The following is a 22,704-nucleotide window of genomic DNA, read 5'->3' on the forward strand; positions in this document are numbered from 1 at the left end:
ATGAAAAGACGCACCAGCCTCCTCATGTTCTCCGCCATCGCCGGCGCCTCGTTGCTCAGCGCCTGCGCCGTGCCCTCTTCGCCAGCTGCAGGCGGTAGTGCGCAGCAGCGAGTGAGCGGCACCGTCACCTACCGCGAGCGCATTGCGCTCGATCCCGCGGCCGAAGTCGTGGTGCAGCTGCTCGACGTGTCGCGCATGGACGCGCCCTCGACCGTGCTTGCCGAGCAGCGCATCAAGGCCAATGGCAAGCAGGTGCCCTTCGCCTACGAGCTGAAGGTGGATGCCGCGCGCATCGACCCGCGCATGCGCTACGCCGTGTCGGCGCGCATCTCGCGCGGCGACCAGCTGCTGTTCATCAACGACACGCAGTATTCGGTGCTCACGCAAGGCGGCGGCACCAGCGCCGACCTGGTGCTGGTGCGCGTTACCCAGGCTCCGCGCTAGGAAGTCATCAGCTCGTAGAGCACCATGCGCGTCTGCCGGCCGCGCAGTTCCGCCTGCTCCTCGATGCGCCGCGTGTGAAGCCGGCCGCCGAGCCCGGCGAAGGTGGTTTCGGACATCAGCGTTTGCGTGCCGAGCTGCTTGTTGAAGCCCTCGATGCGGCTCGCCACGTTGATCACGTCGCCGAACGCCGTGTACGACAGCCGGTCGTTCGAGCCCAGCACCCCCGCGATCACCGTGCCTGTGTGGATGCCCACGCGCGTGCGGAACTCGGGCAGGCCCTGTGCCGCCCACTTGCGGTTGAGATCGTCCATCTCCACGTGCAGCTCCAGCGCGGCCAGGCAGGCCTTGTATTCCGCGTCCTTCAGGTCGGAGGGCGCGCCCCACAGCACCATGATTCCGTCGCCGATGAACTTGTCGACCACGCCGCCGTGCCGCGCGAACACGCCCGTCGCCAGGTTGAAGTACTCCGTCAGCATGACCACCAGCACGTCGGTATCGAGCGACTCCGAGATCGAGGTGAAGCCCTCCACGTCGGTGAACATCACCGTCACGCGCCGCGGCGAGCCGCTGGGTGCGAGCGTATGGCCCTCAGCGATCAGCTGGTTGATCACGTCCACCGGCACGAACTTGCTGAAGGCCTTCAGGCTGCGCGCCGAGTCGTCCAGGGCTTGGTCCAGGTGCTGGATCTCGAGCACGCGGCTCGGTTCGCGCGGCAGGTTGTCCAGCTCCAACAGGCCGATGCGGCGCGCGATGTGCGAGAGGTTCTCGACCGGCGAAGTCACCAGCTTCGACAGCTTCAGCGACATGAACAGCGCCATCGCCAGGAAGACCAGCGCCAGTGCCAGGCCCCACAGCACCGCGCGGTGCAGGTCACCCAGCAGCATGTCTTCGGGCACCCAGCTCACCAGCTGCCAGCCGGTGCTGGGAATGCGCGAGGCCTGCACCAGATAGCGGCGGCCTTCGTGGGTGAAGGAGAACTCGGTGTCGGTGCCTCCGCCCGCCGTGCCGTCGGCCATCATGTGTTCATGCAATGCGCCGAGTACGCCGCTTGGCGGCTGCAGCTCGTGCAGCACGCCCGGCATGTCGCTGCGCGCGAGCACGCGGAAGTCGGCGCTCAGCAGCGCGCTGTCGCCGTAGCCGTCGCTGCTGAACTGGCGCACGAACTCCGACAGCCGCCCCAGCGACACATCGCCCGCCACCACCAGCGCCTGCGCGCTGCTGTCCGCGTAGCGGCGCTTGCTGGGCAGCGCGTAGGTCACGCCAAGCTCCTGTGCGGCGGCAAATACATACGGCTGCGTCCAGATGGGCCCCTGTGCTTTGCATGCCTGCACGTACCAGCCGCGCTGCGTCGGGTTGTAGTTGCTGCGGAACGACTCGAGGCGCTGCGTGGCATAGCGCTGCTGCACATCGGCCTCGGCATCCAGCGGCAGCTTGTACTGCCAGGTCTCGGTGGTGAAACCTGCGCCGCGCTCGATGTGGCGCATGGCCGGCACCGGGTAGCGCAGCGCCATCAGCATCTGGCCCTTCTCGTTGCTGACGTAGATGCTGTCGAGCTCGGGCGACTGCTGCAGCAGCGTCCAGAGCAGCTCCGCCGTTCTTTCGGAATGCTCGCCTGCGGGCTGCAGGCTGGGGGCGGTGCCCACCGCGTTGATGACCGACTCGGCCTTCTGCAGAAAGGCCAGCACCTTGTCTTCGGTGCGGTCGTGGTTGGCCTTGTGCGCGGACACGCCGATGCGCGACACCAGCCGCTGCGAGCCCCAGTAGCCGAGCGACACCAGCAGCAGCGATTGGGCCAGCGCCACGGCGCTGACGATGGTGCCCACGTCCACCCGGAAGTGGCGCGAGCGCCCGGGCGGTGCCGGTTGTGTGACAGATTTTTCGACCGACGGCTTTCCAGCCACTTCCGGATTCCCGGAAGAGTTCTTGTTGTTCATACAGCTCCCTGACGACCACTCGAACGCACCCGCTGCAGCGAGCCGCGGGCCGACCTCCGGTGAGCCACGGCCCCGATCGTTGGTGTCGGGGATCCTGGTGGCGCCGGAGGCGGGCGTGATTTTCGCTCGACTTCGGCTGTCTGTGCGGTACTGAACAGCGCCGCAGTGGCTCAGGCCTGTCTAGACCGGAGTCGTGGAAGCGCGTGGCAGCGGCCCTTCAGCGCGCGTCGTGAAAGATGATGCCCAGCGTATGCCGCCGCCCCGAACGCACGCGGCTCACGCCGTGGCGCATCGTCACGCGGTAGCTGCCGCGCGTGCCGGCCACAGGCCGCTGGTTGACCGCGAAGATCACCGCCTCGCCCTGCGCGAGCGGCGCCACCTCGGCGCGCGACTGCATGCGCGGGCGCTGCTCGGTCAGCACGAACTCGCCGCCGGTGAAGTCTTCGCCCGGTTTGCTCAGCAGCACCGTGAGCTGCAGCGGAAACTGCAGGTCGCCGTACAGATCCTGGTGCAGGCAGTTGTAGTCGCCTTCGTCGTAGCGCAGCAACAGCGGGGTGGGGCGCAGCTGGCCCGCCGCGTGGCAGCGTGCGAGATACGCGGCGTGGTCCGGCGGGTAGTCGGCCGGCTGGCCCATTGCCGTGGCCCATGCATTGGCCAGCGGCGCGAGGCATTCGTACAGCGCGCTGCGGCATGCGGCGAGCCTGGCCGGCAGCGGGTTGGCGAAGTACTGGTATTCGCCTTGTCCGAAGCCGTGGCGTTGCATCACTACCCGGCTGCGAAAGCGATGGCCTTCGTCATACATGGCCGTGAGCGCGGCGCATTCCTCGGGGGTGAACAGCTGGCCGGTGACGGCGCAGCCGCGGGCGGCGAGGTCCGCTTCGATGCGGGGCCAGTCGAGCGTGTCGATACGGGAAGGCTTTCTTGTCATGCACCCAGTGTCCCGTCTGCAGACCCGCGAAGCTCGCCGTTTCCGGACGCGGGTTTTGGGCATGGGCTTTGGCAAGCCACATGGTGGGCATCCTGCGTTTTGAGCGATCATCCGGCCCATGGCACGAGAAAAAACCATTGCACGCGAGAGTTCGACAGGGCAGCTGGTCCAGGGCCGGTCGGTTGCCACGCTGGGGCGCGGCATGGCGCTGGTCAAGGTCGGCAAGGCACCTCGCCCGGTGGTGCGTCCCGAAGACAACACGACGGTGCTGCTGAAGAAGGCGGCCCGCGCACTCGACAAGCCCGGCATCGACAGGTCGGTCGTCTTCCGTGGCCCCAACGCTGCAAAGATATTCGCCTACTCCGCCTACCCGCAGGACCCGACCAAGGTCGTTCGCGAAGCAGCCGACGGCACCAAGGTCATCGGCCGCCTGGTCGACGGCAGGTTCCGCGCGAGCAAGGCGTGAGCCGCCGTCCCCCCAAGCTCGAAAAGCTCCTGGAGCAGACGCAAGGCCCGCGTCCGGTGGCCTTCGTCCTGGCCGGCCACAACGGGTCCGGCAAATCGACGCTCTGGTATTCGCGCCTGGCGGCGTCGCTGCGGATGCCGCTGGTCAACGCCGACCGGATGATGATGTCCATCCTGCCCGATGCAGACCCCAGGACGGGGCACATCCCCGTCTGGGCCCAGCGCCTGCGCGACGACGACGAGAAATGGCAGATCCTGTCGCAGGAAGGCGTGCGCGCCTTCAAGAGCCTGGTGATGGACCAGCGCATGCCCTTCGCGTTCGAAACCGTTTTCTCCCACTGGAAGCCGCTGCCCGGCGGCGGCCATGAGTCGAAGGCGGACGACATCCGCGCGATGCAGGAGGCGGGCTACTTCGTCGTGCTGCTTTTTGTCGGCCTGATCTCGGTGGACATGTCCGTCTTCCGCGTGAGCACGCGCAAGCAGCAGGGCGGCCACGACGTGGACCGCAAGAAGCTCATCGAGCGCTTTCCCCGCACGCAGGCAGCCGTGGGGCATGCGGCGCAGATCGCCAACATGACGCTGATGTTCGACAATAGCCGCTCCGAGAAGGACGCTTTCGCGCTGGTGCGGGCGCAGGCGAAGAGATCGATCCTTTTCGACGCGCGCGATCCCCAGTTCAACGTCGACCCCGGGCTGCGGGCCGTGTGCGATCCATGGCTCGAGAAGGTGGCTGGGCCGTTCAGGCGACCGCGCGTCTCGCCGCCGAAGAAGACAGTGCCGCAGCAAGGTTGATGCATGACACCCCAAGCCGTTCTCGACCACTACGACCAGGGGCTCCTGTGGCCCGCCGATCGCGCGCTGCCGATCGCCGCGGACGTCGACGCCGCCTATCAGCAGGCGCTGGCCCTGCGCGCGCTTCGCACCGGTCGCGGCGAGCGGCCTGTCGGCTACAAGATCGGTTTCACCAACCGCACGATCTGGCCTCGCTACGAGGTCTACGCGCCCATCTGGGGCACCGTGTGGAACACGACGCTCACGCGCAGCAGCGGTGGCACCGGCGAGGTGAGCCTTGACAGGCTCTGCCAGCCGCGCCTGGAGCCTGAGATCGTGTTCGGCATGGCCGCGACACCGCCGCGCGACGCCACGCTGGAAGAACTCTTCGGCTGCATCGCGTGGCTCGCACCGGGTTTCGAGATCGTGCAGTCGCACCTGCCTGGCTGGAAGTTCAGCGCCGCGGACACCGTGGCCGACGGCGGGCTGCATGCGCGCCTGCTGGTCGGACGCGAGACGCCGGTCGGCCATTTCGCCACCAGTGCCCAGGCGCTGGACGAGCTGCTCGGCCGCACGCGCGTGAGGCTCTACCGTGGCGATGCGCTGATCGACGAAGGCAAGGGCGTCAACGTGCTCGACGGCCCGCTGCACGCCTTGCACCACTTCAACCAGGAACTGCAGCGCTGCCCCGGCGCACCTGCGCTGATGCCCGGCGACGTGGTCACGACCGGCACATGGACCGATGCCTGGCCGCTGGAGCCCGGCCAGTCGTGGCGCGCCGAGTTCGACGCGCCGTTCGATTCGCTCGGCATCACGCTGCGCTAGCGGCGCGTCAACTCTGCCGTGCCTGCTCGAGCAGCCAGTCGCTGAAGAACTTCAGCAGCGGCCGCTGGTCGGCCCGCTCCGGCGTCACAAGGTAGTAATTGCGCTCGCCCGACAAGGGCCGCGCGCATGCCACCACAAGCTCGCCGCGCGCCAGTTCGTCGGCCACCAGCATCGTCGGCATCAGTGCCACGCCGAGCCCGTGCGACGCGGCCGCGGCCAGTATCGAGAACAGCTCATAGCGCGGCCCGCCGCGCGCATTGGGCGCGTCGATCTGCTGCGCGTCGAACCACTGGCGCCAGCCGTCGGGCCGCGTGCTCTGCTGCAGCAGCGGCATCTTCGCGATGGCGGCCGGCGTCACGGCCTTGCCGCGCGGCAGCAGTGAAGGGCTGCACACCGGCACCACGTCTTCGTGCATCAGCAGCAGCGCGCGCGTGCCGGCCCAGTTCTCTACCTGCGCGGGCGTGCCGGCGTAAAGCGCGGCGTCGAACTCCGCGTCGGCAAAGAGAAAGGGGCGGGTGCGCGTCTCGATGTGCACCACCACGTCGGGCTGCAGCTCCGCGAAGCCGCGCAGGCGTGGCATCAGCCAGCGGGTGGCGAAGGTGGGCACCGCCGCCAGCGAGAGCGAACCGCCTTCGCCCTGGTGGGCCATGGCGTCTAGCGTGTCGCGCTCCATCGCCTCGAGCCGCTTGGTGATCTGCCGCGCATAGGCCGCGCCGCTCGTGGTCAGCGCCACGCCGTGCCGCGTGCGGCGGAACAGCGCCACGCCGAGGAAGGCTTCGAGCGTGCCGATCTGGCGCGACACAGCGCTCTGCGTGAGGGCGAGTTCCTGCGCGGCGCGGGTGTAGCTCTCGTGGCGCGCGGCGGCGTCGAAGCACACGAGGGTTTGCAGGGGTGGGATCTTGCGGCGCATGTATGCCTCGGGTGTATGTATGAAACCCTGGCCTCACCAATGAAGAGGCCGATCGAACATCTTGCAAGACATTCTACAAACGCATATCTGGGTGAGGATTCATCGTTTGCGTCATGGTCCCCGCGTGGCTAGCATCGACCCCATTCCTCTCGCTTTCCCCTCTTTTCACCTTTCCCCTCATTTCCGGAGACATCCACATGGCCGCCAAAGCGCAATTCCACTGGGACGACCCCCTTCTTCTCGACCAGCAACTGACCGACGAAGAACGCATGATCCGTGACGCGGCCAATGCCTACTGCCAGGAGCGCCTGGCGCCCCGCGTCATCGAAGGCTTCCGCACCGGTGAAACCGATCCCGCCATCTTTCGCGAAATGGGCGCGCTGGGCCTGCTGGGCCCGACCATTCCCGAGCAGTACGGCGGCCCGGGCCTCAACTACGTGGCCTACGGCCTGATTGCCCGCGAAGTCGAGCGCGTCGACTCGGGTTACCGCTCGATGGCCAGCGTGCAGAGTTCGCTGGTGATGGTGCCGATCTTCGAATTCGGCACCGAAGCGCAAAAGCAGAAATTCCTGCCCAAGCTCGCCACCGGCGAATGGATCGGCTGCTTCGGCCTGACCGAGCCCGACCACGGCTCCGACCCCGGCAGCATGGCCACGCGCGCCAAGAAGGTGCCGGGCGGCTACTCGCTCAGCGGCTCGAAGATGTGGATCAGCAATTCGCCCATCGCTGACGTGTTCGTGGTGTGGGCCAAGGAAGTCAGCGAAAGCGGCACGGTCGGCCCGATCCGCGGCTTCGTGCTCGAGAAGGGCATGAAGGGCCTGTCGGCTCCGGCGATCCACGGCAAGGTCGGCCTGCGCGCCAGCATCACCGGCGAGATCGTGATGGACGGCGTGTTCTGCCCCGAAGAAAACGCCTTCCCCGAAGTGCAGGGCTTGAAGGGCCCGTTCACCTGCCTGAACAGCGCCCGCTACGGCATCTCTTGGGGCGCGATCGGCGCCGCCGAAGACTGCTGGCACCGCGCCCGCCAGTACACGCTGGACCGCAAGCAGTTCGGCCGCCCGCTCGCCGCCAACCAGCTCATCCAGAAGAAGCTGGCCGACATGCAGACCGAGATCACGCTGGGCCTGCAAGGCAGCCTGCGCCTGGGCCGCATGAAGGACGAGGGCATTGCCGCGGTCGAAATCACCTCGATCATGAAGCGCAACAACTGCGGCAAGTCGCTCGACATCGCCCGCATGGCGCGCGACATGATGGGCGGCAACGGCATCAGCGACGAGTTCGGCGTGGCCCGCCACTTGGTGAACCTCGAAGTGGTCAACACCTACGAAGGCACGCACGACATCCACGCGCTGATCCTGGGCCGTGCCATCACCGGCATCGCGGCTTTCGCCAACTGAACGAAAGCATGAGCAACAAGCCCGCAGCACTCGACGGCATCAGGGTCCTCGATCTGTCCCGCGTGCTCGCGGGCCCGTGGTGCACGCAGATCCTCGCGGACCTGGGCGCCGACGTCGTGAAGATCGAGCGCCCCGGCGTCGGCGACGACACGCGCACCTGGGGCCCGCCCTTCATCAAGGACGCGAACGGCAACGACACCGACCAGGCCAGCTATTTCACGTCCTGCAACCGCAACAAGCGCTCGGTCACGGTCGACATGGCCACGCCCGACGGGCAGGCGCTGCTCAGGCAGATGGCGGCGCAGGCCGACATCGTGGTCGAGAACTTCAAGACCGGGGGCCTGAAGCAATACGGCCTCGACCACGAGAGCCTGCGCGCGGCCAACCCGCGCCTCATCTACTGCAGCGTGACCGGCTTCGGCCACGACGGCCCTTATGCCGAGCGCGCTGGCTACGACCTGATGATCCAGGCCATGACCGGCATGATGAGCATCACCGGCCGCCCTGATGACGTGCCCGGCGGCGGCCCGCTGCGAGTGGGCGTGGCGCTCACGGACCTGTTCACCGGCGTCTACGCCAGCACCGCCATCCTCGCGGCGCTGCAGGTGCGCGACCGCACGGGCGAAGGCCAGCACATCGACATGGCGCTGCTCGACGTGGGCATGGCCATCCTCGCCAACCAGGCGAGCGCGTTCCTCAACACCGGCAAGGCGCCCGAGCGCCAAGGCAACACGCACCCGAGCCTCGCGCCGTATCAGGACTTTCCGACTCAAGACGGTTCGATGCTGCTGGCCATCGGCAACAACGGGCAGTTCGCGCGCTTCTGCGAAGCGGCCGGCCATCAGGAATGGGCGACCGACGCGCGCTTTGCCACCAACACGCTGCGCGTGAAGCACCGCCTGGTGCTGATCCCGATGATGGAAGAACTCACGCGCACCCGCACCACGGCCGCGTGGGTCACGCTGCTCGAAGACAAGGCCGTGCCCTGTGGCCCGATCAACGACATCGCCCAGGCCTTCGACGACGCGCAGGTCAAGGCGCGCGGCCTCGCGGTAACGTTGCCGCGCGATGCGGGCGACGGCATTGCCAGCATCACCGGCGTGGCGAGCCCGCTGCGCCTGACAGCCACGCCGCCCGTGCTGCGCCATGCACCGCCGGCGCTGGGCCAGCACACGCAGGAAGTGCTGGCGGAAATGGGCATCGACGCCGCCCGCTTCGACGCCCTGCGGTCGGCCGGTGTGGTCTGACGGAACAACCATGACAGGCTCGATGCGCACGCCACCGTTCTCGGTGCTGCGCATCGACCACATCGTGCTGCGCGTGAAGGACATGGAACGCGCCATCACGTTCTATCGCGACGTGCTGGGCTGCGCCATCGAGAAGCGCCGCGACGACCTGGGGCTCGTGCACCTGCGCGCCGGCGCGAGCCTGATCGATCTCGTCACGCCCGACGGCCCGCTGGGCAAGCAGGGCGGGGCGCTCGCTGGCGTGGAAGGCCGCAATGTCGACCACATCTGCCTGCGCATAGAGCCCTTCGACGAAGTGGCCATCCGCACGCTGATGGCCGCCCACGGCGTCACGGTGCAGGGCGAGGTGCAGAACAACTTCGGCGCCGAGGGCAATGGCCCCTCGATCTACATCGCCGACCCGGACGGCAACACCGTCGAGCTCAAGGGCGCTCCTCGCTGACCGGCGGCTCAACCGGCCGTTTTGTACGCCAGTGTGTCTGGCCGCCCGCCACACACACGGGCATGCAAAAGTGCGCCCCGCTCGACACATCGCAGATACAGCCCGCCGATTCAATCCATGCATCGCCATTCCGGCGAGCCTGAAAGGAATCCCCATGAGCTCCACCACCGCAAAGATCCTCTACACCGGCAAGACCCACACCACCGGCGGGCGCGACGGCACATCGCGCAGCGACGACGGGCGCCTCGACATCCGGCTTTCGTCGCCCGGCACCTCGGGCGCGGGCACCAACCCCGAGCAACTGTTCGCCGCCGGCTGGTCTGCCTGCTTCATCGGCGCCATGGGCAAGGCGGCCGGCGCGATGAAGATCAAGCTGCCCGCCGACCTGGCCGTCGATGCCGAGGTCGACCTTGCCAACGAAGACGGCCAGTACTTCCTGCGTGCGCGCCTGAACGTGAGCCTGCCGGGCCTGGAGCGCGAAACCGCACGTGCAGTCGTCGACGCCGCGCATCAGACCTGCCCGTACTCCAAGCTCACGCGCGGCAACATCGACGTCGAACTCAACCTGGTCTGAGCCGCGCGGCCCGGCGGCTTGCATCGAGCAGGCCCGCGCATAGACTCCGGCTTCTCTGCAACCCAGGCCGGCCCCCGGGCCGGAAAACGACCTATGAGCAGCAGCAGTGGAAAAGTCTTCTTCGACGTGGGCATCTCGCTCGATGGCTACATGGCCGGCCCCAACGCCGGGCCCGGCAACCCGATGGGCGACGGCGGCCGGGCCATGCACGGCTGGGTCTTCCAGACCGCCACCTTCCGCGAGATCCTCGGCATCCCCGGCGGTGGCGGCGAGCAGGGCACGCCCGACGACGAACGGGTGAAGCAGGTGTTCGCACGCGCCGGCGCCTACGTGCTGGGCCGGCGCATGTTCGATGAAGGCGAGGTCGGCTGGCCCGAGAACCCGCCGTTTCGCGCTCCCGTGTACGTGCTCACCCATTCACCGCGCGAGCCGTGGGTGCGACTGGGCGGCACCACCTTCCACTTCGTGACCGATGGCCTCGAAAGCGCGCTGGCACAGGCGAAGGCCGCAGCCGGCGGCAAGGATGTGCGCATCTCCGGCGGCGTCGACACCGTTCGTCAGTACATCAAGGCCGGACTGGTCGACGAATGCACGATCCATGTTTCGCCGAATCTGCTGGGCGCGGGCCTGCGGCTGCTCGACGACCTGGCACCGGGCGAGGTGAAGATGACGCCAGTGGGCGCCGAAAGCTCGGCGCTGGTGACGCACCTGGACTACCGCTTCGGCTGAGTGCCGTTGTCTCAGCCGGCCCGCCCGATGGTTGCCACCCCGAACACGATCACCCCCAGCGTCAGGTTCACCACCACCAGCTTGCGCACGGTATTGAGCCGCGCGGCCGCCACAGGCCACGCGCTTTCTTCCACCGCGCGCCGCATCGCCTTGAACACCGAGGCGCGGATGTAGACGTAGATGGCAGCCATCACGATCGCGATGCTCATCATCGCCTCGATGCGCCAGTGCAGGCCGCGAAAGCCGCCCGTAGCGAGGATCATCGCCACGCCGGTCACGAACAGCAGCGTGACCGATGCGTCCACCCCCACGAAGAAGCGCCGCAGCGTCGCGGCCATCATGCGCAGGCGCAGTGGCGGCTCCAGTGTGGCGACGGCCGAAGGGCGCACCGCGAAGTGCATGGTTGCCATGCCGCCGACCCAGAAGGCGGCGCACAGCAGATGGATGAAAAGCGGGATGGCGTACGACATGGGGCCCGATCAGAACACCGAAAGGGCGCGATGCGCAACGTCGTGCCTCATGCCGCGGTGCTTCGTGCGCGCGAGGCCGCGCGCTTCTCCGCTTTCTCCGGCTTCTCCTTGCCGGTGGCCGAATCGGCGTAGCGCCGCATGTCGGCCACCACGCACCGCAGCAATTCGGCCGCGGCCGGCGACAGCATGCGCCCGTGCCGCGACACGATGTGCGAGCGCCCTTGCGACAGCAGCGGGTTCTTCATCGGCAGCTCGATCAGTTCCGGATTGGTGGCGTTCGGCGTGAGCGAGATGCGCGTGCCCAGCGCGTAGCCCAGCCCGGCCGACACGAAGTGGCCGAGCGCGCTGAACGAGGTGGTGGTCAGCAGCGATGGCAGCCGCACGCCCTCGCTGACCTCGGCCGCCTCGATGTGCTGGCGCACGCCGAAGTTGCGGTGCAGCGTGGCGCCCGCATAAGGCAGCAGGTCGGCCAGCTTCAGCGGGCGGCCCAGCCGCGCGAGCGGATGCGTGGCCAGCACCAGCGCCTGGATCGGCTGCGAGTGCGACTGGTGGGAGGTGAGCCGGTCGTCCTTCGGCGGCTGGAACAGCATGCCGATGTGGGCGCGTTCTTCGACCACGCGCTGCACGATCTCGTCGGTGCTCGCCACGTCGAGGTCGATGGTGATCTTCGGGTGCGTGGTCATGAAGTCGCGCAGGCTGTGGCGCATGAGCCAGTCGACGTATCCCTCGCCCGCCACGATGTCGATGTGGCCGCGCTCGATCTTGCGGATGCTGTCCATCTGCGCCATCAGGTGCTGCTTCTGGCTGTTCTGGCGCCGCACGTAGCCGGCCAGCATCTCGCCAGCGTCGGTGGGCACCACGCCGCGGCCGTGGCGCTCCAGCAGCGGCACGCCGCATTCCTGCTCGAGGATGCCGATGGCGCGGCTCACGGCGGAAGGGTCCATGTCGAGCACGTCGGCGGCGCCGCGCACCGAGCCGCTGTCGAGCACCTGCATGAAGTAGCGCACGCGGCGCGTGTCGAGCTTGTCGTCCATGGCCCGGTCTCCTGAAGTTTGTGACGAGTGTTGCATTCGATGCATCGAATATCCCGATTTACGGTCATTGATGCAATAGACCTACAAGCAGAAACTCGCCGGCACCCCGCAGGTACTGCGCCACGAAAAGACGCCCCACACATGACCTCTGCCGCTTCCGTCCTTGCAGCCGCCGCGCCCTCCAGCGCCTCCGGAAAACTCAAGCTCGCGCTCGTCACCCTCGCCATCGTGGCCGTGGCCGAGCTCATCGGCCCGGTGCAGTTCAGCGTCGGCCCCGGCAAGGTGGCGCTGCTGCCGATGCTGTGGGCGCTGCTGATCGCGGCCGCATGGGGCATCGCGCATCGCCGCGTGCCTGGTGTGGCGCGCGTGGCAACCGCCGAGCAGTCGTTTGCCGGTGGCCTGCTGAATGCTGGCCTGCTGCTGTTCGTGGTGAAGCTGGGCCTCACGGTCGGCGCCGCGCTGCCGCAGGTCAAGCAGGCCGGCTGGGCGCTGCTGTTCCAGGAGTTCGGCCATGCGCTGGGCACGCTGGCCCTCGGCCTGCCGCTGGCGCTGCTGCTGGGCATCAAGCGCGAAGCCGTGGGCGCTACCTTCTCGGTGGGCCGCGAGGGCAACCTCGTGATCATCGGAGAGAAGTACGGCATGGCCTCGCCCGAGGGCCGCGGCGTGCTGGCCGAGTACATCACCGGCACGGTGCTGGGCGCGCTCTTCATCGCGGTGCTGGCGGGCTTCATTGCCAGCCTGCACATCTTCGATCCGCGCTCGCTGGCCATGGGCGCCGGCGTGGGCTCGGGCAGCCTGATGGCGGCGGCGCTGGGCGCCATCGCCGCGCAGCAGCCGGCCGAGATGCTGCCGCAGCTCACCGCGATTGCTGCCGCGTCGAACCTTCTGACCACCGTGGCCGGCTTCTACTTCACGCTGTTCCTGTCGCTGCCGCTGTGCTCGTGGCTCTACGGCAAGCTGGAGCCGGTGCTCGGCCGCTTCTCGAAGCGCGGCACGCAGGACGCGGCGGGAACGGGCGCCATGTCGCAGGTCAGCGTCGGGCACGGTGGCGCGCTGCCGCTGCGCGACACGCTCATCGCCTGGGCGGTGGTGGGCGGCGGCGTGCTCGTCGGCAATTCGCCGACCTACAGGGTGCCGATGCTGGTGTCGCTCGAAGGCATGGCTGCGGTGGTGGCGATCGCGCTGGTGGTCGAGGGCATCAAGCGCCTCGTGCCGCGCCTGCCGATGGTGCTGGTGCTGTCGGTGGTGGCCACCGTGGTCGGCATTCCGGGCCTGTTCCCGTTCTCCGACGCGCTGATCGCGATCACCGCCAAGCTCAACTTCCTGGCCTTCACCACGCCGGTGCTGGCGTTGGCCGGCTTCTCCGTTGCAAAGGACTTGCCGGTGTTCCGCCAGCTGGGCTGGCGCATCGTGGTGGTGTCGCTCACCGCCACGGCCGGCACCTTCCTGGGCGCCACGCTGATCGCCGAATTCTTCCACTGACCCCATCCCACGAGAGATCCAAAGCCATGTACCGCGACCCCGACATCGACGAAGACACCCGCGCCCGCATGCAGAGCTGGCGGCGCGACATCCACGCCAACCCCGAGACCGCCTTCGAGGAACATCGCACCGCCAACGTCGTAGCCAACGCGCTGATGTTCATGGGCCTGCCCGTGCATCGCGGCCTGGCCGGCACCGGCGTGGTCGGCACGCTGAAGAACGGCGAGGGCCCGAGCATCGCGCTGCGCGCCGACCTCGATGCGCTCAACATGCAGGAGCTGGGCACGCAGGCGCATGCCTCCAAGTGCGCCGGCAAGATGCACGCCTGCGGCCATGACGGCCACACCGCCATGCTGCTCGGCGCGGCCGAGCACCTGTCGCGCCACAAGCCCTTCAAGGGCACGGTGCACTTCGTGTTCCAGCCCGCCGAAGAGAACGAGGGCGGCGGCCGCGTGATGGTCGAAGAGGGCCTGTTCGAGCAGTTCCCCGCCGATGCCGTCTACGGCATGCACAACTTCCCGGCCCTGCCGCGCGGCCAGTTCGCGATCCGCAAGGGCACGATGACGGCTTTTCTCGACACCTTCGAGATCGTCATTACCGGCAAGGGCAGCCATGGCGCCATGCCCGAGACCGGCATCGATTCGGTCGTCGTCTCGGCCCAGCTGGTGAACGCGCTGCAGACCATCGTGAGCCGCCGCACCGGCGCGACCGATTCGGCCGTGGTGAGCGTCACGCAGATCCACGGCGGCGACACCTGGAACGTGATTCCCGAGACCGTGGTGCTGCGCGGCACCGTGCGCACGCTCGACCCCGTCATTCAAGACCAGATCCAGGCCGCGATGCAGCAGATCTGCGACGGCGTTGCGGTCACGCACGGCGCCCGGGTGGCGCTCGACTACCGCCGCGGCTACCCCGGCGTGGTCAACACGCCCGACGAGACCGACGCCGCCATCGCCGCCGCTGCCAGCCTGGTCGAGCGCGAGCAGGTGCACACCGACATCCCGCCTGCCATGGGCTCGGAAGACTTCGCCTTCATGTTGCAGAAGCGCCCGGGCGCCTACATCGGCATCGGCGCAGGCGAGGGCCCGAACGACCCGAACGTGCACAACCCGTACTACGACTTCAACGACGCGATCCTGCCGCTGGGCGCCGCCTACTGGGTGGCGCTGGTCAAACAGCAACTACCTGCAGCATGATGCGCTGATGCTCTCCGCCTTCGACATTTTCAAGATCGGCATCGGCCCATCCAGTTCGCACACCGTCGGGCCGATGCGCGCGGCGCTGCTGTTCGCGCAGTCGCTCGAACGGCGCGGCGTGCTTGCGCAGGTGGCGCGGCTGCACGTTGACCTGTTCGGCTCGCTCGGCGCCACCGGCCACGGCCACGCGACCGATCAGGGCGTGATCCTCGGGCTCTTCGGCGACGCGCCCGACACCGTGCGGCCCGAGACCGTGCAGCCGCGGCTCGAAGCACTGCGCCGCACCGGCCAGCTGAGCCTGCTGGGCACCACGCCCATTGCATTCGACCGCGTGCGCGACATTGCCTTCCGCGGCGAAGAGTCGCTGCCCGAACACCCCAACGCCATGCGCTTCACGGCCTTCGCGGCCGATGGCGGCATGCTGGCCGAGGGCACGTATTTCTCGGTCGGCGGCGGCTTCGTCGTCGAAGGTGGGCAGGCCGTGGCCGCAACGGTGGCGGCGGCGTCCGCCGTGCCGCATCCCTTCACCACCGGCGACGAACTCATGGCGCAATGCCATGACAACGGCCTGTCGGTGGCCGCGCTGGTCATGCGCAACGAATGCGTGTGGCGGCCCGAAGCCGAGGTGCGCAGCGGCCTGCTGCGCATCTGGGGCGTGATGCAGCAGTGCGTGCAACGCGGCTTCGGCATCGACAACCCGTTGGCCGCACATGCGCTGCCCGGCCCGCTGCGCATGCGCCGCCGTGCCCCCGAGCTGAACCGCGAGCTGCTGGCGCAAGCCGGCGCGGCCGACCCGCTCGCGGTGATGGATTGGGTCAATGCCTTTGCCATGGCGGTGAACGAAGAGAACGCCGCCGGCGGCCGCGTGGTCACCGCGCCCACCAACGGCGCTGCGGGTGTGGTGCCCGCGGTGATGCACTACTACCAGCGCTTCGTGCCGCAGGCGAGCGACGAAGGCATCGTCGACTTCCTGCTCACCGCGGCGGCCATCGGCATGCTCTACAAGACCAATGCCTCCATCTCGGGTGCTGAGGTCGGCTGCCAGGGCGAAGTGGGCGTGGCCTGCTCGATGGCGGCCGGCGCGCTGGCCGCGGTGCTCGGCGCCACGCCGGCGCAGGTCGAGAACGCGGCCGAGATCGGCATGGAGCACAACCTCGGCCTCACCTGCGACCCGGTCGGCGGCATGGTGCAGATCCCTTGCGTCGAGCGCAACGCGATGGGCGCGGTGAAGGCCATCAACGCGGCGCGCATGGCTCTGCGCGGCAACGGCAGCCACTACGTGTCGCTCGATGCGGTGATCCGCACCATGAAGCAGACCGGCGAGGACATGAAGTCGACCTACAAGGAAACCTCGCTCGGCGGCCTCGCGGTGAACGTGGTGGAGTGCTGACCGCCTCGCAGCCACGCTGGGCTCAGGGCACGAACATGTCCCACGGCGCCTTGCCCTCCGGCAGCCGGGGCCGCGCAGTGAGCGAAACCAGAGGCTCGCCGGCCTCGAAGCGCGCGGCCAGCGCTTCGGGGTCGAACACCACGCCCATGAAGTTCTCGGCATAGGCGCCGCTGGCGAAGAAGGCGCTGACTTCCTCGGCCGTCTCGAACACGTCGTGCTGCAACTCGAGCCGGTGGCCGTCGGGGTCGCGGTAGTACATCGAGATGGTCGGCCCGTGGTTGATGCACCAGTAGGGCCGGATGCCGCGCGCGGCCAGGCGGCGATGGTTGGCCAGCAACTCGCCGAGCGAGCTGTAGGTGAAGGCGATGTGCTCCAGGCCCGTGCTCGCGTCGGCTTCATGCTTGAGCTCCGGTCCTGCGATCAGGCCGATGCGGTGGTGCTCGTCGTCATAGGTCAGGAAGCACAGCATCGGGTTCTCGAACGCGGCGTGGGCCTGCAGCACCTCGAGGTACCACGCACGCGAACGCGCCAGGTCGCTCACGCGCAGCACCACGTGCGCCAGCTTGACGGGGCTCAGCGCAGTGCGCGTGAAATCGGGTAGCGGCCGTACTGGGCGCGCCTGGGTTGCGATGTCGTTCATGGGTGTCTCCTTCTTTTTTTGGGGCGCAGCGCCCTCGGGCAATGCTCAGTCGGCAGGTTCGGCCACCACGCGGTTCTCGATGTGGCCGATGCCTTCGATCTCCACGCGCACCACGTCACCCGGCACCAGGTAGCGCGGCGGGTCCATCAGCCCGCCAACGCCTGCGGGGCTGCCGGTGCTCAGCACGTCGCCCGGCTCCAGCGTGAAGGCGGTGCTCAGTTCGACCAGCATGGCCTCGATGCGGTGGATCATCTGCGCGGTGTTGCCGTCCTGCCGCAGCTCGCCGTTGACCCAGGTGCGCAGCCGCAGCGCATGCGGGTCGGCAATCTCGTCGCGCGTCACCAGCCAGGGGCCGAAGGGGCCGTGCGTGTCGAAGGACTTGCCCAGCGTGTGCGTGGGCGCGCGCATCTGCCAGTCGCGCACGCTCATGTCGTTGACCACCACGTAGCCCGCGACCATGGCCATCGCGTCTTCCGCACGCACGTGGCGGCAGCGCCGGCCGATGACCACGCCGAACTCGCCTTCGTAGTCGAACTGGTCGGACACGCGGGGCTTGTGCACCGCGTCGAAAGGGCCCGCCACGCACGACACCTGCTTGTTGAACCACACCTGGCCCGGCGCCCGCACGAGCCCCAGCTTCGCTGCCTCCTCCAGATGAGAGGCGTAGTTGCCGCCGAGCCCGAGGAACTTCTGCGGCGCGGGAATGGGCGCAGCCAGCCGCACGCCGGCCAGTGCCACGCGGGGTGCTTCCGCCAGCACGGCGTGCAGCCACGCCATGCCTTCGTCGCCGCGCGCGAGGAGTTCGCGCAGCCCCGATGGCGCGCCGGGCTGGTCCGTCAGGTCGGCGATTTCCTCATTTCGGACCACGCCGAAGCGAAGGGCGTCGCGGTGGTGGAAGCTGGCGAGTTTCATGGCGTGCGTTGGAACGGGTGGTTGACCGACGGGGAGCGATCGATGATGCTGGTGGAACGAACGCAGAACAATTCGCCCGGCATGAACGGATCGTTCTGCCGGCGGAACGAAAAACAGAACGACAAGAGACATGGAAGACCTCAACGACCTGGCGCTCTTCGCCCACGTGGTGACCCAGCAAGGCTTCAGCGCCGCGAGCCGGCACCTGGGCATTCCCAAGTCGCGCCTGAGCCGCCGCATCTCGCAGCTCGAGGAACGTCTGGGCGTGCGCCTGCTGCAGCGCAGTTCGCGCCGCCTGCTGCTCACCGGCGTGGGCCGGGAGTTCTACGAGCGCTGCCAGGCAACGGTGGCGGCGGGCGACGAAGCCTTCGACGTGCTGCGCCAGGCCACCTCGCAGCCGCAGGGCCTGCTGCGCGTGAGCTGCCCGTTCACGCTCGCGCAGTTCTGGCTCACGCCGCTGATCCCGGCCTTCATGCGCGCCTGCCCCGGCGTGCGGTTGCAGCTGGAAGTGAGCAACCGGCGCATCGATCCGCTGCAGGAGCACATCGACGTGGTGCTGCGCGTGCGGCGCCCGCCCTTCGAGGACTCGAGCCTTATCTCGCGCCCGCTGGGCTCCACCGTCGATGTGCTGCTCGCGAGCCCCGCGCTGCTGGCGCGGCTTGGCGCGCCGCAAGGGATCGCCGACCTGGCCGCATGGCCCGTGCTGTCGCTGCCCGCCGGGAACGACCGCTACCGCTGGACGCTGGAGCGCGGCGCGCAGGTGCAGGAGTTCGGCTTCACGCCGCACTTCGTCACCGACGACATGTTCGCGCTCAGGCACCTCGCCGAGCAGGGCATGGGCCTGGCGCTGTTGCCCGAGATCATGTGCCGCGATGCGATTGCCGATGGCCGCCTCGTGCGCGTGTGCGGCGAATGGGCCTGCGCGGCCAGCGAGATCCAGGCCGCGTTCGCCTCCCGCCGCGGCATGCTGCCGGCGGTGCGCGCCTTCATCGACCATCTGCTGCAAAACCCGCCGGGTGCGGCCGTTGCGCGGACAGGCTTATCCTGATCGACCCCTCTTTCGTTCCAACTCCCGCAAAGCAAACCGAGGCACTGCAATGACCCGAACCATCGCCCAGAAACGTGCCGACTTCCGCGCACTCCACGAACAAGGCTGCTTCGTCATTCCGAACCCCTGGGACACGGGCAGCGCGCGCTTCCTCGAAGGCCTGGGCTTCAAGGCGCTGGCCACCACCAGCTCGGGCTTCGCGTGGTCGCAGGGCCAAGCCGACGGGGCGATGTCGCGCGAACTCATCCTTGCGCACCTGCGCGAGCTGGTGGAAGCCACCGACCTGCCGGTGAATGCCGACTTCGAGAACGGCTTTGCCGCCGATGCGCTGGGCGTGGCCGAAAGCGTGCACCTCGCGGTCGAGACCGGCGTGGCCGGCCTGTCCATCGAGGACTCGACGGGCAATGCCGCCGATCCGCTCTTTTCCATCGACGTGGCGGTGGAACGCATGCGCGCCGCGCGCAAGGCCATCGATGCCTCGGGCGCCGACGTGCTGCTGGTCGGCCGCGCCGAGAACTTCTTCGCCGGGCGACCCGATCTCGACGACGCCATCGCGCGGCTCAAGGCCTACTCGAACGCGGGCGCCGACTGCCTCTACGCGCCCGGCATCAAGACCCGCGAGCAGATCGCCGCCGTGGTCGCTGCCGCAGGAGGCAAGCCGGTCAACCTGCTGGTGGGCGCGGCCAGCGAGCTCACGATGCAGGACATCGCCGGGCTCGGCGTGCGCCGCGTGAGCGTGGGCGGCGGCATGGCGCGCGCGGCTTGGGGCGGCTTCATCCGCGCCGCGCGCACGCTGGCCGAGCAGGGGCGCTTCGACGGCTTTGCCGATGCGGCCCCGGGCGCCGAGCTCAACGCCTTCTTCCGCCCGTTCGCCGGCTGAGGCACCGTGGATGCGCTGCTCGCCGAGATCCGCGCCTGCCGCGCATGCGAGGCGCACCTGCCATTGGGCCCGCGGCCAGTGGTGCAGGCCAGTGCGAGCGCCCGGCTGCTGATCGTCGGCCAGGCGCCCAGCATGACCGTGCACCGCACGGGCGTGCCGTGGGACGACAAGAGCGGCGAGCAACTGCGCCGCTGGTTGGGCATCGATCGCGAGGTGTTCTACGACGCGACGCGCATTGCGATCATGCCGATGGGCTATTGCTACCCGGGGCGTGGTGCCAGCGGCGACCTGCCGCCGCGCAAGGAGTGCGCCGAGCTGTGGCACGAGCGGCTGCTCGCGCAGATGCGGCAGGTCGAGCTGACGCTGCTCATCGGGCAGTACGCGCAGCGCCACTTCCTCGGCAAGACCGCGCGCGGCAGCGTCACCGAAACCGTGGAGGCCTTTGCCGACTACGCACCGCGCTTCGTTCCGCTGCCGCATCCTTCGCCGCGCAACACGGGCTGGTTCAAACACCACCCGTGGTTCGAGAGCGATGTGCTGCCGGTGCTGCGCGAGCGGGTGCGGCATGCGCTGTTGTCGCCCACGCCATCCTTCGTCGTGGAACGAAGCGAGAAGACGCCGCCGCCAGCATCATCTGCTGCATGAAACGAGAAATCATCCGAGTCGAACCCCTGTCGACGTACCTGGACAACTGGAAGGCGCCGGCCTCCGTCGTCACGCGGCATGGCGACACCGTGTACGTGTCGGGCCTGCCTCCTTTCGATTCGGCCACTGGGCAGGTGGTGGTCGACGCGTCGATCGAACGCCAGACCGAACTGGTGCTCGACCAGCTCAAGCTGTGCCTGGAAACGGCCGGCTCGTCGCTTGCGAACGCACTCAAGTGCAACGTGTATTGCACTTCGGTCGAGAAGTTCGCTGCGATCAATGCGATCTATGCGCGCTACTTTCCGAAGGACCCGCCCGCGCGCATCTTCGTCTGCGTGCCCGCATGGCCCGGGCGCTTCGACATCGAGATCGACTGCATCGCCGCCTGCAACTAGGGCGTTGACTTCGTGCGCCGCACTGTGGGCCGGCGCGGCGGCTTCGCCTCCAGCACCAGCTCGGCGGGCAGCGCGTCGTTCCACGATTCGGTGAAGTACGCGCGGTCGCTCGGCACCAGCTGGGGCAGCGCTTCGCGCAGCAGGCCCAGCGACTGTTCCGCCGCCTTCAGGTCGCCCGCATGCGCCGCATACCAGGCGTGTTCGAACTGCAGGCTGCAGTGCTGCAGGCCCGGATAGCGGCGGCGTCCGGCCTGGTGGTCGGCAAGCCGCGCCTGCGCCACGTCGACCCAGCGCGCCGGCCAGTTGGTCGCATCGAAGGCATCGGCGAGCGGACCGGCCAGCTTCGAGATGGCGGCCGGGTCCAATGGCTTCTGCGCACGGAACTGCGCGAGCGTGGGCTGCTTCTCGGGCCGGCAGTGGCCGCGCGCGATGCGCATCAGGTAGATCGCGTTCCACGCCGAGCGGCCCTGGCCGTCGGTGTGACCGCAAAGCCATTCGCTGAAGGCGATCCATTGCACCGCGCGGCGGGTGGTATCGGCGTTGCCATCGTGTGCGAGCGCAGGCAGGTCGGACAGCCCCACGCGGTCGAACAGCCACGCGGCCATGCCCATGTTGGCGGCCACGTGCTGCGCTGCGTCGAAGGAGTGCGATTCGAAGGCCGCCGCTAGCGCCTCGCCGAAGCGGTGCAGCGATTCTTCGGCGAGCGCGGCTGCCGCCGGCTTGTCGTCGGCCGACAGTGCGAGCGCGCGCGAGCGGCACACCAGCGCCCACAGGTTGCACCACTCGAAGCGCACGTCGGGGTGGTGCCGCAGTACCAGTCCGCGCGCTGCGTCCTCGGCCATGCCGCTCAACAGCGATTGCGCCAGCGGCAGGTCGCGCGCGGTGTAGGCGCACCACGCGGAGACGATGCATTCCATCGCGCCGAGGTAGTCGTTGCCCGCCACGTGGTGCGCGAGCCGCTGTTTCTTCAGCGCCTGCAGCCGCCGCCGCGCCTGCTCGTTGTCGCCGAGCCGGCGCCACAGCATGGCCTCGTTCAGCGTGACCAGTGCGCGCTGGAAGTCGGTGGCGGCCAGCGTGCCGGCGAGGCGGATCGATTCGAGCGCGCTCCCATTGCCGTTCCCGCCGGCCACCGGCGCCATCAGCCGACCCTGTCGCGCGGCCTGCTGCGAGGCGACGAGCTGCTTCCAGAAGGCCGCGTCCTGCAGGTGCACGGCATCGGGCGGGGGCGAGCCGGTGGCCTGCGGATTGCGCGAACGCAGCCCGAGGAACGACGCCACTTCGGCGGCCGTGGCCGCGCGGCCTTCCACCAGCACGCGCACGCGCTTCGCCTCGGCGGCAGGCAGCCAGAACGGGCCCTGGCTGCGCCGCTCGGCATTCAGGAAGCGGGGCTCGCGCTGCGTGTCTTCGCCCCAGCCGACCTCGATGTTCCAGGCTTTGAAGTCGCGGAACGCGCGGCTCACCACCATGCGCAAGGTGCTGGCGTCGGACACTTCGCCGCGCAGGTCGGCCAGCCGCACGATGCCGGTGCCGGCATCGTGGGCATGCTGCATGCGCACCAGCAGCCAGAGCGATTGAAAGGCCGCGCGCCGGCCGTTGACCGACTGCGGCGAAGTGAGTTCGATGGAAAGGAGAGCAGGCTTGGGCACGCCCGAATTGAACCTCAAATCGGGCGAAGAACCTGATCAGTGCCGATGCCGGTCCAGCAACTCGGGCACCTCGCTGCGCCCGATGCCCAGGTCGCGCAGCTCGTGCTCGCTCATGCCGGCCAGGTGCCGCATGTCGGCGCGTGCGCGGCGACTGTTCACCACGCGGCGGCGCCAGCCGCGCAGGGCATGGATCAGGCGTTGATGAAAAGACGATGGCTTGGGCGCAGTCACGATGGGCTCCTTGGTTGGGAGCGCTCATCTTCCGGCGGCGCATGCTATTGTGGAAGTTGAGATTCCTGA

At 68.5% G+C, this 22,704-nt stretch carries 25 protein-coding genes; 16 read left to right on the forward strand and 9 right to left on the reverse strand.

Features of this window, described 5'->3' with window-relative positions:
* Window positions 1–444: a YbaY family lipoprotein gene (locus ACSFBF_RS19945; RefSeq protein ID WP_435469930.1), complete on the forward strand. Its 444-nt coding sequence runs from the start codon at window positions 1–3 to the stop codon at window positions 442–444.
* Here the strand turns inward: ACSFBF_RS19945 and ACSFBF_RS19950 are convergent.
* Window positions 441–2,378 carry an adenylate/guanylate cyclase domain-containing protein gene (locus tag ACSFBF_RS19950; RefSeq protein ID WP_435469932.1) on the reverse strand — a complete coding sequence of 646 codons (1,938 nt, stop codon included), beginning with the start codon at window positions 2,376–2,378 and terminating at the stop codon, window positions 441–443. The two genes, ACSFBF_RS19945 and ACSFBF_RS19950, sit on opposite strands and share 4 nt — an antisense overlap.
* Before the next feature lie 217 nt (window positions 2,379–2,595).
* A complete protein-coding gene (locus tag ACSFBF_RS19955) occupies window positions 2,596–3,306 on the reverse strand; it encodes a 2OG-Fe(II) oxygenase (protein ID WP_435469934.1) in 711 nt (236 codons plus the stop codon).
* 118 nt (window positions 3,307–3,424) lie between these two features.
* On the opposite strand from ACSFBF_RS19955, the gene ACSFBF_RS19960 reads away from it, so the two are divergent.
* Genes ACSFBF_RS19960 through ACSFBF_RS19970 form a run of 3 tightly spaced genes read left to right on the forward strand, consistent with a single transcriptional unit; the run spans window position 3,425 to window position 5,367 of the window.
* Window positions 3,425–3,772: a hypothetical protein gene (locus ACSFBF_RS19960; RefSeq protein WP_435469936.1), complete on the forward strand. Its 348-nt coding sequence runs from the start codon at window positions 3,425–3,427 to the stop codon at window positions 3,770–3,772.
* Complete coding sequence (locus ACSFBF_RS19965) at window positions 3,769–4,563, forward strand: zeta toxin family protein (RefSeq protein ID WP_435469938.1); 795 nt, start codon at window positions 3,769–3,771, stop codon at window positions 4,561–4,563. Before ACSFBF_RS19960 ends, ACSFBF_RS19965 begins: the two co-directional genes overlap by 4 nt.
* 3 nt (window positions 4,564–4,566) lie before the next feature.
* Entirely contained in the window at window positions 4,567–5,367 is an 801-nt protein-coding gene (locus ACSFBF_RS19970) for a 2-keto-4-pentenoate hydratase (RefSeq protein WP_435469940.1), read from the forward strand.
* Window positions 5,368–5,374: 7 nt separating this feature from the next.
* Here ACSFBF_RS19970 and ACSFBF_RS19975 read toward each other — a convergent pair whose 3' ends face one another.
* Window positions 5,375–6,277 carry a LysR substrate-binding domain-containing protein gene (locus ACSFBF_RS19975; RefSeq protein ID WP_435469942.1) on the reverse strand — a complete coding sequence of 301 codons (903 nt, stop codon included), beginning with the start codon at window positions 6,275–6,277 and terminating at the stop codon, window positions 5,375–5,377.
* 197 nt (window positions 6,278–6,474) lie between these two features.
* Between ACSFBF_RS19975 and ACSFBF_RS19980 the strand changes: the two genes are divergently transcribed.
* The 5 genes from ACSFBF_RS19980 to ACSFBF_RS20000 all read left to right on the forward strand — a co-directional run bounded on the left by ACSFBF_RS19980 (window position 6,475) and on the right by ACSFBF_RS20000 (window position 10,666).
* The gene (locus ACSFBF_RS19980; protein WP_093057036.1) at window positions 6,475–7,674 is read left to right on the forward strand and encodes an acyl-CoA dehydrogenase; all 1,200 of its coding nucleotides are present in this window, start codon (window positions 6,475–6,477) and stop codon (window positions 7,672–7,674) included.
* A gap of 8 nt (window positions 7,675–7,682) precedes the next feature.
* Window positions 7,683–8,921, forward strand: a complete 1,239-nt coding sequence (locus tag ACSFBF_RS19985; protein ID WP_435469944.1) for a CaiB/BaiF CoA transferase family protein — start codon at window positions 7,683–7,685, stop codon at window positions 8,919–8,921.
* 10 nt (window positions 8,922–8,931) lie between these two features.
* Window positions 8,932–9,363, forward strand: a complete 432-nt coding sequence (locus ACSFBF_RS19990; RefSeq protein WP_435469946.1) for a VOC family protein — start codon at window positions 8,932–8,934, stop codon at window positions 9,361–9,363.
* 154 nt (window positions 9,364–9,517) lie between these two features.
* Window positions 9,518–9,937 carry an organic hydroperoxide resistance protein gene (locus tag ACSFBF_RS19995; RefSeq protein WP_435469948.1) on the forward strand — a complete coding sequence of 140 codons (420 nt, stop codon included), beginning with the start codon at window positions 9,518–9,520 and terminating at the stop codon, window positions 9,935–9,937.
* A 93-nt stretch (window positions 9,938–10,030) separates the two neighbouring features.
* A complete protein-coding gene (locus ACSFBF_RS20000; RefSeq protein ID WP_435469950.1) occupies window positions 10,031–10,666 on the forward strand; it encodes a dihydrofolate reductase family protein in 636 nt (211 codons plus the stop codon).
* 11 nt (window positions 10,667–10,677) lie between these two features.
* On the opposite strand, the gene ACSFBF_RS20005 is transcribed toward ACSFBF_RS20000, so the two are convergent.
* The gene (locus ACSFBF_RS20005; RefSeq protein WP_435469952.1) at window positions 10,678–11,136 is read right to left on the reverse strand and encodes a CopD family protein; all 459 of its coding nucleotides are present in this window, start codon (window positions 11,134–11,136) and stop codon (window positions 10,678–10,680) included.
* Between the two features lie 47 nt (window positions 11,137–11,183).
* Window positions 11,184–12,170, reverse strand: a complete 987-nt coding sequence (locus ACSFBF_RS20010; protein ID WP_435469954.1) for a LysR family transcriptional regulator — start codon at window positions 12,168–12,170, stop codon at window positions 11,184–11,186.
* 141 nt (window positions 12,171–12,311) lie between these two features.
* Here ACSFBF_RS20010 and ACSFBF_RS20015 point away from each other — a divergent pair, with 141 nt between their 5' ends.
* The 3 genes from ACSFBF_RS20015 to ACSFBF_RS20025 are packed head-to-tail and all read left to right on the forward strand — an operon-like array spanning window position 12,312 to window position 16,238.
* Complete coding sequence (locus tag ACSFBF_RS20015) at window positions 12,312–13,652, forward strand: DUF3100 domain-containing protein (protein ID WP_435469956.1); 1,341 nt, start codon at window positions 12,312–12,314, stop codon at window positions 13,650–13,652.
* 26 nt (window positions 13,653–13,678) lie between these two features.
* A complete protein-coding gene (locus tag ACSFBF_RS20020; RefSeq protein WP_435469958.1) occupies window positions 13,679–14,848 on the forward strand; it encodes a M20 aminoacylase family protein in 1,170 nt (389 codons plus the stop codon).
* 4 nt (window positions 14,849–14,852) lie between these two features.
* On the forward strand, window positions 14,853–16,238 hold the full coding sequence (locus ACSFBF_RS20025) for an L-serine ammonia-lyase (RefSeq protein ID WP_435470069.1): 1,386 nt from the start codon (window positions 14,853–14,855) through the stop codon (window positions 16,236–16,238).
* 22 nt (window positions 16,239–16,260) lie between these two features.
* Here ACSFBF_RS20025 and ACSFBF_RS20030 read toward each other — a convergent pair whose 3' ends face one another.
* Entirely contained in the window at window positions 16,261–16,878 is a 618-nt protein-coding gene (locus ACSFBF_RS20030) for a VOC family protein (RefSeq protein WP_435469960.1), read from the reverse strand.
* A gap of 45 nt (window positions 16,879–16,923) precedes the next feature.
* A complete protein-coding gene (locus ACSFBF_RS20035) occupies window positions 16,924–17,790 on the reverse strand; it encodes a fumarylacetoacetate hydrolase family protein (protein WP_435469962.1) in 867 nt (288 codons plus the stop codon).
* Window positions 17,791–17,920: 130 nt separating this feature from the next.
* Between ACSFBF_RS20035 and ACSFBF_RS20040 the strand changes: the two genes are divergently transcribed.
* Genes ACSFBF_RS20040 through ACSFBF_RS20055 form a run of 4 tightly spaced genes read left to right on the forward strand, consistent with a single transcriptional unit; the run spans window position 17,921 to window position 20,758 of the window.
* On the forward strand, window positions 17,921–18,838 hold the full coding sequence (locus ACSFBF_RS20040; protein WP_435469964.1) for a LysR substrate-binding domain-containing protein: 918 nt from the start codon (window positions 17,921–17,923) through the stop codon (window positions 18,836–18,838).
* A gap of 49 nt (window positions 18,839–18,887) precedes the next feature.
* Complete coding sequence (locus ACSFBF_RS20045; protein ID WP_435469966.1) at window positions 18,888–19,718, forward strand: isocitrate lyase/PEP mutase family protein; 831 nt, start codon at window positions 18,888–18,890, stop codon at window positions 19,716–19,718.
* A 6-nt stretch (window positions 19,719–19,724) separates the two neighbouring features.
* Complete coding sequence (locus ACSFBF_RS20050) at window positions 19,725–20,363, forward strand: uracil-DNA glycosylase family protein (RefSeq protein ID WP_435469968.1); 639 nt, start codon at window positions 19,725–19,727, stop codon at window positions 20,361–20,363.
* On the forward strand, window positions 20,360–20,758 hold the full coding sequence (locus ACSFBF_RS20055; RefSeq protein ID WP_435469970.1) for a RidA family protein: 399 nt from the start codon (window positions 20,360–20,362) through the stop codon (window positions 20,756–20,758). Before ACSFBF_RS20050 ends, ACSFBF_RS20055 begins: the two co-directional genes overlap by 4 nt.
* Here the strand turns inward: ACSFBF_RS20055 and ACSFBF_RS20060 are convergent.
* The gene (locus ACSFBF_RS20060; RefSeq protein WP_435469972.1) at window positions 20,755–22,404 is read right to left on the reverse strand and encodes a hypothetical protein; all 1,650 of its coding nucleotides are present in this window, start codon (window positions 22,402–22,404) and stop codon (window positions 20,755–20,757) included. The genes ACSFBF_RS20055 and ACSFBF_RS20060 overlap by 4 nt on opposite strands.
* Before the next feature lie 36 nt (window positions 22,405–22,440).
* Window positions 22,441–22,635 carry a YjiS-like domain-containing protein gene (locus ACSFBF_RS20065; RefSeq protein WP_435469974.1) on the reverse strand — a complete coding sequence of 65 codons (195 nt, stop codon included), beginning with the start codon at window positions 22,633–22,635 and terminating at the stop codon, window positions 22,441–22,443.
* Window positions 22,636–22,704 lie beyond the last annotated feature (69 nt).

Origin of the sequence: Variovorax nivicola, assembly GCF_051216475.1 — a bacterium.
Taxonomy (GTDB): Bacteria; Pseudomonadota; Gammaproteobacteria; order Burkholderiales; family Burkholderiaceae_C; genus Variovorax.

Bases quoted from the DNA above. Each gene is read 5' to 3' on its own strand.
- ACSFBF_RS19945 (WP_435469930.1), top strand. From the start codon at position 1: ATGAAAAGACGCACCAGCCTCCTCATGTTCTCCGCCATCGCCGGCGCC.
- ACSFBF_RS19950 (WP_435469932.1), bottom strand. From the start codon at position 2,378: ATGAACAACAAGAACTCTTCCGGGAATCCGGAAGTGGCTGGAAAGCCG.
- ACSFBF_RS19955 (WP_435469934.1), bottom strand. From the start codon at position 3,306: ATGACAAGAAAGCCTTCCCGTATCGACACGCTCGACTGGCCCCGCATC.
- ACSFBF_RS19960 (WP_435469936.1), top strand. From the start codon at position 3,425: ATGGCACGAGAAAAAACCATTGCACGCGAGAGTTCGACAGGGCAGCTG.
- ACSFBF_RS19970 (WP_435469940.1), top strand. From the start codon at position 4,567: ATGACACCCCAAGCCGTTCTCGACCACTACGACCAGGGGCTCCTGTGG.
- ACSFBF_RS19975 (WP_435469942.1), bottom strand. From the start codon at position 6,277: ATGCGCCGCAAGATCCCACCCCTGCAAACCCTCGTGTGCTTCGACGCC.
- ACSFBF_RS19980 (WP_093057036.1), top strand. From the start codon at position 6,475: ATGGCCGCCAAAGCGCAATTCCACTGGGACGACCCCCTTCTTCTCGAC.
- ACSFBF_RS19985 (WP_435469944.1), top strand. From the start codon at position 7,683: ATGAGCAACAAGCCCGCAGCACTCGACGGCATCAGGGTCCTCGATCTG.
- ACSFBF_RS19990 (WP_435469946.1), top strand. From the start codon at position 8,932: ATGACAGGCTCGATGCGCACGCCACCGTTCTCGGTGCTGCGCATCGAC.
- ACSFBF_RS19995 (WP_435469948.1), top strand. From the start codon at position 9,518: ATGAGCTCCACCACCGCAAAGATCCTCTACACCGGCAAGACCCACACC.
- ACSFBF_RS20000 (WP_435469950.1), top strand. From the start codon at position 10,031: ATGAGCAGCAGCAGTGGAAAAGTCTTCTTCGACGTGGGCATCTCGCTC.
- ACSFBF_RS20005 (WP_435469952.1), bottom strand. From the start codon at position 11,136: ATGTCGTACGCCATCCCGCTTTTCATCCATCTGCTGTGCGCCGCCTTC.
- ACSFBF_RS20010 (WP_435469954.1), bottom strand. From the start codon at position 12,170: ATGGACGACAAGCTCGACACGCGCCGCGTGCGCTACTTCATGCAGGTG.
- ACSFBF_RS20015 (WP_435469956.1), top strand. From the start codon at position 12,312: ATGACCTCTGCCGCTTCCGTCCTTGCAGCCGCCGCGCCCTCCAGCGCC.
- ACSFBF_RS20020 (WP_435469958.1), top strand. From the start codon at position 13,679: ATGTACCGCGACCCCGACATCGACGAAGACACCCGCGCCCGCATGCAG.
- ACSFBF_RS20030 (WP_435469960.1), bottom strand. From the start codon at position 16,878: ATGAACGACATCGCAACCCAGGCGCGCCCAGTACGGCCGCTACCCGAT.
- ACSFBF_RS20035 (WP_435469962.1), bottom strand. From the start codon at position 17,790: ATGAAACTCGCCAGCTTCCACCACCGCGACGCCCTTCGCTTCGGCGTG.
- ACSFBF_RS20040 (WP_435469964.1), top strand. From the start codon at position 17,921: ATGGAAGACCTCAACGACCTGGCGCTCTTCGCCCACGTGGTGACCCAG.
- ACSFBF_RS20045 (WP_435469966.1), top strand. From the start codon at position 18,888: ATGACCCGAACCATCGCCCAGAAACGTGCCGACTTCCGCGCACTCCAC.
- ACSFBF_RS20055 (WP_435469970.1), top strand. From the start codon at position 20,360: ATGAAACGAGAAATCATCCGAGTCGAACCCCTGTCGACGTACCTGGAC.